This is a genomic window from Bacteroides sp. D55t1_190419_B8 (assembly GCF_015558905.1).
Lineage (GTDB): Bacteria > Bacteroidota > Bacteroidia > Bacteroidales > Bacteroidaceae > Bacteroides > Bacteroides vicugnae.
The window spans coordinates 190,776-201,771 of sequence record NZ_JADMOU010000003.1; the positions used below are offsets into that span (position 1 = coordinate 190,776).

Annotated in this window: 6 protein-coding genes; all 6 read left to right on the forward strand. The window is 42.0% G+C overall.

Annotated features, from left to right (window positions below; genetic code table 11):
* The first annotated feature begins 1 nt into the window (after nucleotide 1).
* Nucleotides 2-1,756: a RagB/SusD family nutrient uptake outer membrane protein gene (locus tag I2I13_RS04240; RefSeq protein ID WP_195648893.1), complete on the forward strand. Its 1,755-nt coding sequence runs from the start codon at nucleotides 2-4 to the stop codon at nucleotides 1,754-1,756.
* A 32-nt stretch (nucleotides 1,757-1,788) separates the two neighbouring features.
* Nucleotides 1,789-4,905 (forward strand): TonB-dependent receptor, encoded by a 3,117-nt coding sequence (locus I2I13_RS04245; RefSeq protein WP_195648894.1) that lies wholly within the window; start codon nucleotides 1,789-1,791, stop codon nucleotides 4,903-4,905.
* A 19-nt stretch (nucleotides 4,906-4,924) separates the two neighbouring features.
* Complete coding sequence (locus tag I2I13_RS04250; RefSeq protein WP_195648895.1) at nucleotides 4,925-6,634, forward strand: RagB/SusD family nutrient uptake outer membrane protein; 1,710 nt, start codon at nucleotides 4,925-4,927, stop codon at nucleotides 6,632-6,634.
* Between the two features lie 34 nt (nucleotides 6,635-6,668).
* Nucleotides 6,669-7,610: a hypothetical protein gene (locus I2I13_RS04255; protein WP_195648896.1), complete on the forward strand. Its 942-nt coding sequence runs from the start codon at nucleotides 6,669-6,671 to the stop codon at nucleotides 7,608-7,610.
* A gap of 240 nt (nucleotides 7,611-7,850) precedes the next feature.
* Nucleotides 7,851-9,212: a sulfatase gene (locus tag I2I13_RS04260; protein ID WP_195648897.1), complete on the forward strand. Its 1,362-nt coding sequence runs from the start codon at nucleotides 7,851-7,853 to the stop codon at nucleotides 9,210-9,212.
* Between the two features lie 12 nt (nucleotides 9,213-9,224).
* Nucleotides 9,225-10,910: an arylsulfatase gene (locus I2I13_RS04265; protein ID WP_148364142.1), complete on the forward strand. Its 1,686-nt coding sequence runs from the start codon at nucleotides 9,225-9,227 to the stop codon at nucleotides 10,908-10,910.
* Nucleotides 10,911-10,996: the final 86 nt, after the last annotated feature.

Consider the following 10,996-nt stretch of genomic DNA (forward strand, 5'->3'; position numbering starts at 1 on the left):
CATGAAAAAATCGATAATTTATTTAGCAATAAGCGCAACACTTACACTTTCCGGTTGTGATTATCTGGATGACATGCCCTATGACTGGGCACAACCTGATGATATTTTTACGAATGAGCAGAACTATCTGAAACCTATCAATCAGGTTTATGCATATATTCCCGAAGGCTTCAACCACGTAGGAAATGCCTTTTTAGATGCAGCCACTAATGATGGAATAAGCACAATCATAGATTCGGATATCCATAAGTTGTCTCGTGGATATATCACTTCTTCAAATCCGATTGAAGAATGCTGGAATAATTCATACAAGGGAATCCAACAAGCTGTTTTTGCTCGCAAGTATTTGCGTGAAGCCGACTTGGTGTTACAAAATAAGACAGAAGAAGATATCCAGGCATTTAAGGACACTTATTGTGCGGAAACTGAATGTTTACAGGCCTTATTTGAGTTTAACCTGTTAAGACACTACGGAGGTTTTCCTATTGTCGATCGTATTTATGAAGTCGACGATCCTGAACTGCAGACAAAAGCAAGAGACTCTTTCAAGGACTGTGTCAATCACATCGTACAGTTGTGTGAGAGTGCTGCCGCTGTGTTGAAAGTTGACCCGGAAGGTGGGAATGGTTCTTATGGCCGTATGACTAAAGGAATGGCACTTGCCATTAAAGCCAAGACGTTACTCTACGCCGCAAGCCCACTCTATAACAGAACAGATAATAATGACCCAGTACTAGGGTATACTGACGGCTCGGATGTGACAGAACGCTGGCAACTTGCCGCCAAAGCTTGTGCAGATGTAATTAACCTGAATGCAGATGGAACTATAAACCCAAATGGAAATAAGAAATATAGCCTGATAGCTCTTACTGCTGCTAAAACGTATGATAAGATCTTTATCCATGCTAACCCTAATCAGGAATACATATTGTTCTACACAGCTGCCAAAGACAATGCTCTGGAAAACAGGCATTATCCCCCTACTATTTCCAAAGATCAGGGAGGAGGTACAGTACCTTCACAGCAATTAATCGATGCATTTACTATGAAAGATGGAAGTAATTATACCCATTCTTCTGATGGCGAGAACATGTATAATAACAGAGACCCACGTCTGGCAGCAATTATTGGATATGACGGTTCGGTTTATGGAAAGAATACCATCTATACGCGAATTAGTGATAATACAACCATAGACGGACTCAACCAAGTGAAAAACCGTTCGACCAATACGGGGTATTATTTGGCTAAGTTCCTGGACAAAACCCTGAACTTCGGACAGGCTAATGTAGGTACTGTTTTCCACTTATTCCCGATGATTCGCTTATCTGATATCCTACTTTCCTACGCAGAAGCCATGCATCACGCTTACGGCATGAATGCGGACCCTGAAGGCTATGGTTTGACAGCAATAGAAGCCGTACAGAAAATACGTTCCAGAGCCGGATTCGGAACAGATGATAAATTTCTTAATGGGGTGACAGATGATAACTTCATGGAAAAGGTGAAGCAAGAACGTCGTATCGAACTCTGTTTTGAAGAACATCGTTACTTCGATCTGCGACGTTGGATGGATGGCAATCAACTTAGAGAACCTATTGTCGGAATGAAAATAGAAGAAAATGTTTCCGGACTTCATTATACTCGCTTTACAGTAGATGAAGCACGCAATTTTAAGGATTACATGTATTATCATCCCATTCCTCTGAAAGTAATCAAGGAAAGCCCTTCCATTCAACAAAATCCGGGTTGGTAATGGGGATCAAAACTATTTAATAGATAGAAAACATGAAAAAAATAATAATATTATTCATATGCTTAACCAGTTCCATCTGGCATGTCTATGCACAAACCAAAGTTAGCGGAATTGTCAAAGATGCCCAAGGAATGGAGATGATTGGTGCTACTGTCCTTCAGAAAGGGACTAATAATGGAATAGTGACTGGTTTGGATGGCAAATTTACTCTTACATTGTCCAACGAAGCAGAACAGACAATTCTTATCTCAATGATTGGCTTTATTGAACAATCTATTGCCATAAAAAAGAATCATCCTTTTATCAATGTCACTTTAGAAGAAGATGTTGCGCAATTGGATGAAGTCGTTGTTGTAGGATATGGCACACAGAAAAAAGTATCTCTCACCGGTTCCATTTCTAATGTCGGGACGCAAGACTTGAAAAGTATGCCTGTATCAAGTGTCACAAATGCTTTAGGCGGCCGCATCCCGGGACTAGTAACCCGACAGGAAAGCGGACGTCCCGGTGGCGATCAGGCTACGATGTTTGTTCGTGGTCGCGCTTCATTGAACGATTCTAGCCCCTTGGTACTGATTGACGGGGTAGAACGCCCTATGGCACAAATCGACCCTGATGATATTGAAACCATCTCCGTGTTAAAGGATGCTTCTGCAACGGCGGTATACGGTGTACGAGGAGCAAATGGTGTGATACTGGTGACTACCCGACGAGGTCGTGAAGGAGAAACTCAAATTTCTTTCTCGTCTGAATTCGGTGTTACGTCCTTCAATCGTATATCTCAAACTCTAAGTGCAGAATCCGTTTCAAGATTCATGCGTGAAGGTGCTATCAATGACGGCTTTGACCCTTCCGATACTGGTAATACCCGAGGCCTTTTTCTTTCAGAATACGATAACTATCTCTATCGTACCCAAAAAAGTCCGTTCACACACCCGGACAATGACTTTGTAGATATGTTTACGAAGAATGGTTTCCAACAAAAATACAACGTCAACTTATCCGGTGGAAACAAGACAGTACGCTACTTTGTCTCTGTGGGATACTTTACTCAAACAGGTATGTTTGAGACAGATGTGGACAAAATTAAAGAACACGAAACGATACAAGCTCTTTTAGCAGCCTCACCAGATGTAGCAAAAGGCTTGTACAAAGAAGGCTATAATTCAGAATACAAGTACAATAGGCTCACTACCCGTTCAAATATCGATATCAATCTGACTGAAGATTTTAAAGTATCCGTGAATCTTGCTTATCGTTTCGGAAGTCAGAACCGTCCCTATGGCTACGATGCTGATGGACAGGAAGCCATGCGTTTGTTCGGTATGTTCTACCGCAACTCTCCTCAAGCATTCCCCATCTTGAATGCGAATGGTACCTATGCCGCTGCCGATGGGATATGGAGACAAAATCCACTCGTAACGTTATGTTATACAGGTTTTTTTCTTGATTTCAACAATAAGCTTGAGACAGATTTTGCTTTCAAATATAACCTAAGGAAACTGTTAAAAGGATTAAGTATAGACGGAAAGTTCTCTTACGATGCCGGTTGGAGCAATAACCGCAGCATACAGCAGCGTCCCAATATCTATCAATATAATCCTGTAAACGAAACCTATAAACAAGGGCTTGAAATGGTGTTGCCAACAAAAGCCACTAACAAAACGGCAGCTACACACCGTAAGTATATTGAAGCAGCAGTTCGCTATAAACAGTCCTTCTCCGGACATAACGTATCCGGACTGGCACTTTATAATATGAGTTACACCTCCACCCCCGGCGGACGCTATTCTTACGTGCCTCATATCTATCAGGCTTTAGTAGGACGTGTAAACTATGATTATGAAAATCGCTATCTGCTCGAAGTTAACGCAGGTTATAACGGTTCAAACCGTTTTGCGGAAGGACACCGTTATCAGCTCTTCCCTGCAGCATCAATGGGATGGGTACTGACTAATGAACCTTTCTTTAAAGAAAACCCTATCTTAAGTTTTACTAAACTACGCTTCTCTTATGGTGAAGTTGGTAATGACAAGCTGGGAGGCTTCTCTTACTATTATCGTTCAGGATATGATGAAGGATTAGGGTACACTTTTGGAGAGACACACAATCCTGCGATTAAAGGTCTGATTCAAGGAAAAAGTGCCAATGAAAACATCACATGGGAAGTTGCACGGAAATACAACTTAGGACTTGAGACAAAATGGCTGAAAGACAAAATATCTGCCAGTATCGACTTTTTTAAAGAACGTCGCAGTAACATCTTATGTGAACCGGAAAGATATTCTCAGGCAGCCGGTTCAAACGGACTGGCTCCCATAAACTATGGTGTCGTAACAAATCAGGGATATGATCTGGAAATAGGATATCAAGATCAAAAAGGAGATTTTGGATATTCCGTAAAAGGGATTTACGGATATGCCCACAATGAGATTGTAGAGAAAAGTGAATCAGTGAAACCCTATTCCTATATGTCACAAACCGGCAATCCTATCGGACAGTTTATCGGCTATATTTCCGACGGATTCTTCAGTTCTTATGAAGACATAGCAAGTTCTCCCGTTCAATTCGGACAAGTAAGCCGACCAGGAGATATTAAATACAAAGATTTGAATCATGACGGAGTGATCGATTCCAACGACCAGGCTCCTATCGGTTACAATCCGGTGCCCGAGATGACCTTTTCTCTTGCCGCCGGTTTGAACTGGAAAGGATTTGATTTTAGCATATTACTTCAGGGAGCTGCCCGTTCATCTATCTATCTGCAACAAGATATTGCATGGGATAATTTCTGGGGGAATTATTACGAAGAGCATATCGGAAGATGGACACCGGAGACAGCGGCAACAGCAACATATCCACGTTTCACAAAAGCAGCCACTGCCGCACATCCTAATTATTATAAATCCGACTATTGGTTGAAAGACTCCAAATACTTGCGTCTGAAAAACATTCAGTTAGGCTACACTATACCTCGCAAACTATTGAAAAAATTCGGAGTACGTTCACTTAGAGTATATGCGAATGCCTACAATCTCTTTACATGGGATAACGTAAAAAAGGTAGACCCTGAATCATCGAACAATAGCAATGGACAATTCTATCCACAACAAAAAGTAATAAATTTTGGTATCAACCTGAATTTCTAATGTTTGAAATGAATAATTTATGAGAAAACTATTTATATCCTTTGTAACGGCTGTCCTGCTTACCAGTTGTAGTGCAGATAGCCTGATGAAAGAAACCGAACTGGATCTTACAGATACAGAGAAAGTTTATTCGGACATTACCTTGACCCGCAAAGTTGCATACGACTTGTATGCACGTATGCGCATGGGGAGAGACCGCCTGGGCAGCTTTGGCTTTTTGGCAAACATTGGCGGTTCACCTTGTATGCTTGACAACGCAACAGACGATGGAGCCGGAAATACAACCCGTGCCGGAGGTGCAGTCATTCCCGAACTCGAAAAATTTATCAAGGGAGGAATTGATGCTTCCAAAGGTTTGATTGGCGGTGACCATCCCTGGATATTCTACTATAAGGCCATTCGTTCTGCAAACACCTTCCTAAACAACGTAGACCGTTCACCTCTGGAGGATGCAGAGAAGATCTCCTTGAAAAATCAAGTACGTTTTCTGCGTGCATTGTATCACCACGAACTGTTTCGTTTCTACGGAGCATTAGTAATCGGAGACAAAGAACTCGATCCGTTGCTTTATGATGAAATCAAACGTGAATCGTTAGAGACCACCGTCCGTTGGATTACTAATGAATTCAAAGAACTTGCAGAACCGGGAGTATTGCCGGACAAATACGATGCGGCAGACTACGGAAGAGCTACCCGGGGAGCAGCCCTAGGCTATCTGGCACGCACATTACTTTATGCAGCAAGTCCCTTACACAATGCGTCCGGAGTGACCTGGAGGGAAGCTGCTGATGCTGCCTACGATATGATTGAATATTCTGACAACGGAGATTTCTATCGTTTATATGAAGATCCGACCACTCCGGAAAAGAGCTACACACGATTATTCAATACTCGTGCCAATGGTGAGGTAATCATGGGATTTCTCCGCGCACCGGCAAATGATCTTTACGGAATGATGCCTGCCTTTGACCCCTGGAATGTAAATAAGGAGCTACTGACTTGCCCGGACCAATGGTTGGTAGATTGTTATGATATGCTCGACGGTTCACAGCCCATTCTCGGTTACGAATCAAATACGAAAGCCATCATCAACCCGAATTCCGGTTACAATGAAAATTCTCCTTATGCTAACAGGGATCCCCGTTTGGCGCAAAGCATTCTATGTGATGGTGCTACCTGGCCTCTGGTCAACGGTAAACCAGCTACAATAGACCTGTCAAAATCATATAGATGGGGAAGCGGATACTTCCTGACAAAGTTCCTGGATGACCGTATCGATCATCGAAAAGGTGGTACCACTTACATGGACTTTCCAATGATGAGATATGCAGAAATCCTGCTTGATTATGCAGAAGCCGAGAATGAAGCTGAAGATACGAACACAGCCAGAGAGAAAGCAATAGCCCAACTTAACAGGATCCGTCGCCGTGCCGGTATCACGACAGACTTACTGGCCGCAGATTATAATCAGGCAACCCTTCGGGAACGCATACGCAAAGAACGCCGTGTAGAACTTTGTTTTGAAGATCATCGATTCTTTGATATAAGAAGATGGCTGATAGCAAAAGATGTAATGAGATTACCGGCTGTCGGAATAAAGAAAATTAACGGTGAATATCAACGGGTAACTTTGGATACACGTAATTATAACGAGCGCATGAACTTGGCTCCAATACCACAGGATGAAGTTAATAACTGCCCGAATATCTACCAGAATCCGGGATACTAATCTAAATAGAATGTTTACTTAAAAAAATAAAGTCATGAAAACAAATAGTATAATTGCATTAATTCTGTCAATCAGTTTATTCGGACTATTTAGCTGCGCAGATAAATATGAAGTTGATTATGAAGCACCTGTCAAGATTGAATTTGCAGATGTCGATCAGAACAATAGAGTATCATTAGAGAAAGGAGTTACAGAATACACGGCAACTGTCAAAGTACAGGGAGAGATCATGAGTTTTGAAATCTACCAGGCAGACTCCAAAACCGGAATGCAAGGAAATCTGATAGAAGAAACTGCCCAGTCATTTGCAGACGGAACCACTAATTATGAGACAAGTTACAAGTTTACTTCTTTAAAAGAAAATGCCTGTATTACAGTAGTCGTTCTAGGTGCCGACGGTCATACGTACCAACGCAACTTACTGGTAGAGATTACTCCTTCCGTTTTATTCTCCGATCCGGATTACGGAAAAGATGGAGAAATAGTAGAGACAGCCTCGGCCTACTATGGTTGTTATTATGCAACATGGCTTCTTGGACGCACCTATATCGCTGCTGATGCCATGAAATATACAAACGAAGTAGATTTCTCACTCGGAGATGTTATCTTGTCTTCGGGAAGTGAAGCAGTACCTGCTTTTGTTTCACCAGCTAAAAGAAGTGAGTATGGTTTGATGACAATTAGCGGTTTACAACATACATTATTTGCTGAAACCTCTTTATCACAAGCGGAATTTAATGCAATCTCCCAGGTAGATGCAACTCCGATAGAAAGTCTGGCAGATCCGACCTCCGAAGTTTTAGCTATTCAAGCAAATAAAGTTTACTTGTTCAAAACAGCTAATGGAAAGAAAGGATTGATTTGCATACAAAAAATAACAGCAAAAACTGGTACAATCGAAGTGTCACCGGATAATTGGGTAGAAAACACTAAATACTCATGGGTACAATTACTGACTAAAACTGTGGCAAAGTAAAGCTCCCATTCAAGATACTCTCTCCAATGACAGTACCATAGAATAATTAGAAGAATAGAGAAGTTTTCGGTTTCTACGAGCTTCTCTATTCCTGTTTTATCAACAGAAGAAAGGAGAAATCTATCATTCTACCATTTTTTTTCCTTTATTGATTAGTATTTTTCCTTCCTTCTCTGATATCTTCCCTACTTTTGCGGAAAGTCATCACGAAAAACTGAAGTTAATTAAATCAAAATAATTATGAACTTAAAAAAACATTTACCCTGGTTGGGAGCCCTCCTCCCCATTGCTAACACACAAGCTGAAACAAAACCCAATGTAGTAATTATCTATATCGATGATATGGGTATCGGTGATATCGGTTGCTATGGAGGTAAATTCGCTCCTACTCCTAATATTGATAAATTGGCACAGGACGGATTATTATTCAATCAGTATTATTCTTCTGCGCCGGTTAGTTCTCCATCCCGCTGCGGACTGACAACAGGTCTATTTCCTCTTGAAGTGGGAATCAACACTTTCCTGAACGACAAAGCGAGCAATAGGAAATGCGAGCAACGTAACTTCCTTGATGATAAGTTGCCTTCAATGGCACGTGCTTTCCAAAATGCAGGTTACTCAACAGGACATATCGGAAAATGGCACATGGGAGGCGGACGCGACGTACATGATGCTCCTTCTATTAAGAATTACGGTTTTGATGAATACATTTCAACTTACGAGAGCCCGGATCCGGAACCCGCAATCACTGCTACTAAGTGGATATGGTCGGATAAAGACAGTGTGAAACGCTGGAGACGTACCGAATACTTTGTAGATAAAAGTATTGAGTTTGTAAAACATCACAAAGATGAGCCTTTCTTCCTGAACCTATGGCCGGATGACATGCACACCCCTTGGGTACCGGAATTCAAACAAAAGGAAAGAAAAAGCTGGGAAACACAGGAAGCGTTTGCACCCGTACTTGCGGAAATGGATAAACAGCTCGGACGTTTTATCAAAGCACTGGATGAGTTGGGACTGGCGGAAAACACAATCATTATTTTCACCAGTGACAATGGTCCCGCACCTAGCTTCAAATCTGTACGTTCCGCTTATCTGAGGGGAACTAAAAATAGTCTTTATGAAGGCGGTATCCGCATGCCGTTCATCGTCAGATATCCTAAGAAGATTAAAGCCGGACAGGTAAATAATGAGTCTGTATTATGTGCCGTAGATTTATATCCGACTTTATGTTCAGTAGCGGGAATCAAAACTGAAAAAGGCTACAAAGGTGATGGGCAGAACTATGCAAAAGTTCTTCTCGGAAAATCGGAAGCTAAACGCAAGACTGATTTAATGTGGGATTTCGGAAGAAACAAATTCTTCATGTTCCCCGGAAATGCTTATGATAAAAGCCCTCATTTAGCTATACGTAGCGGAAAATGGAAATTATTAGTGAATGGTGACGGAAGTGATGCACAACTATATGACATGGAAAAGGATAAGTTTGAAAAGAGCAATATCGCAAGTGAGCATCCTGATCTGGTTGCCAAGTTGAGCAAAAAGGTATGCCAATGGTATGCCGAAAACAAGGACAAAGGATTACAAACCTCTAATTAAACAATAATATTCATGAATTCTAAAGCTTTTATTCTGCCGGCGGCGCTAATGATAGCCGGCAACACTGCAGCAAACGCCAAAGGAAAAAAGTCTGATCAGAGACCTAATATCCTAGTAATTCTGGCGGATGACCTCGGTTATTCCGACTTGGGATGCTACGGTAGTGAAATCCACACACCTAATCTGGACAAACTGGCAAAACAAGGAGTACGTTTCAATCATTTCTATAACACCAGCCGGAGCTGTCCGACACGCGCTTCCTTATTAACAGGACTTTATCAACATCAGGCAGGAATCGGACGAATGACTTTCGATGACCACCTGCCGGGATACCGGGGTACACTATCACGCAATGCAGTTACCATTGCTGAAGTATTGAAAGAATCAGGATATGCAACCAGCATGGTAGGTAAATGGCATATCGCCGAGACTCCCTTACGCAAAGACCAACGCGAATGGCTGGCACACCACGTATACCACGAAACCTACTCTGACCTCTGTCATTATCCGGTGAATCGAGGATTTGACACCCATTATGGTACGATTTATGGAGTGGTAGATTATTTTGATCCATTCAGTCTAGTAGAAGGAGAAGTACCCGTAAAAGAAGTACCCGACGGATATTACATCACACAGGCACTTTCAGACCGTGCAGTGAAAGAAGTGAAAGAGTATGCCAAAGACGATAAACCATTCTTTATGTACCTGGCTTACACAGCACCACACTGGCCGTTGCACGCATTGCCGGAAGATATTGAGAAATACAAGGATACCTATAAAGTAGGTTGGGAAGCCATCCGTAATGCACGTTACGAACGTCAGAAACAACTGGGTATATTCCCTGACATGGATAATTTCCTGTCTGACAGACAGTTCAAAGATAAATGGGAAGATAATCCACATGCTGAATGGGATGCTCGCGCCATGGCTGTTCATGCTGCCATGATCGACCGTATGGACCAGGGAATAGGACAAGTAATCGATGCTCTGGAAAAGACAGGACAGCTTGAAAACACATTGATTCTATTCCTTTCCGATAACGGATGCAGCAATGAAAATTGTCAGAACTACTCTCCCGGAGAAAACGACCGTCCTGACATGACACGTAAAGGGGAGAAAATGGTTTATCCTCATAACAAAGAAGTACTACCCGGACCGGAAACAACTTATGCTTCACTGGGAGCACGTTGGGCAAACGTAGCCAATACACCGTTCCGTTTCTGGAAAGCTAAATCTTATGAAGGAGGTATCTGTACTCCGATGATTGCTCACTGGCCGAAAGGTATCAAGAAGAATGTCGGCAAGATGACTCCTGAAATCGGGCATGTGATGGATATTATGGCAACCTGTATCGATATGGCGGGAGCTACTTATCCTACCAAATACAAAGGAAACGACATCATTCCATTAGAAGGTAAGAGCTTGGTTCCTATTTTCAAGAACGGACATCGTGAAGGACACGACTATTTGGGATTCGAGCATTACAATGAACGTGCATTTCTTTCTAAAGATGGATGGAAGCTGGTTCGTCCGGGAGAAAACGCTAAATGGGAGTTATACAACCTGAATGAAGACCGGAGCGAAATGCATAATCTGGCAGCGCAACACCCTGAAAAAGTAGCGGAAATGACAAAAGCTTACGAAGCGTGGGCGAAACGTTGTATGGTAGAACCTTATCCGGGACAAAAAAAGAAATAAAAAGCATTCAATTGATTATTTTATAAAAGACTCCTGCCGCAATATCATAAGATATTTCCCGGCAGGAGTCTTTTTATATGCCTTTA

Bases quoted from the DNA above. Each gene is read 5' to 3' on its own strand.
- I2I13_RS04255 (WP_195648896.1), top strand. From the start codon at position 6,669: ATGAAAACAAATAGTATAATTGCATTAATTCTGTCAATCAGTTTATTC.
- I2I13_RS04265 (WP_148364142.1), top strand. From the start codon at position 9,225: ATGAATTCTAAAGCTTTTATTCTGCCGGCGGCGCTAATGATAGCCGGC.
- I2I13_RS04260 (WP_195648897.1), top strand. From the start codon at position 7,851: ATGAACTTAAAAAAACATTTACCCTGGTTGGGAGCCCTCCTCCCCATT.
- I2I13_RS04250 (WP_195648895.1), top strand. From the start codon at position 4,925: ATGAGAAAACTATTTATATCCTTTGTAACGGCTGTCCTGCTTACCAGT.
- I2I13_RS04245 (WP_195648894.1), top strand. From the start codon at position 1,789: ATGAAAAAAATAATAATATTATTCATATGCTTAACCAGTTCCATCTGG.
- I2I13_RS04240 (WP_195648893.1), top strand. From the start codon at position 2: ATGAAAAAATCGATAATTTATTTAGCAATAAGCGCAACACTTACACTT.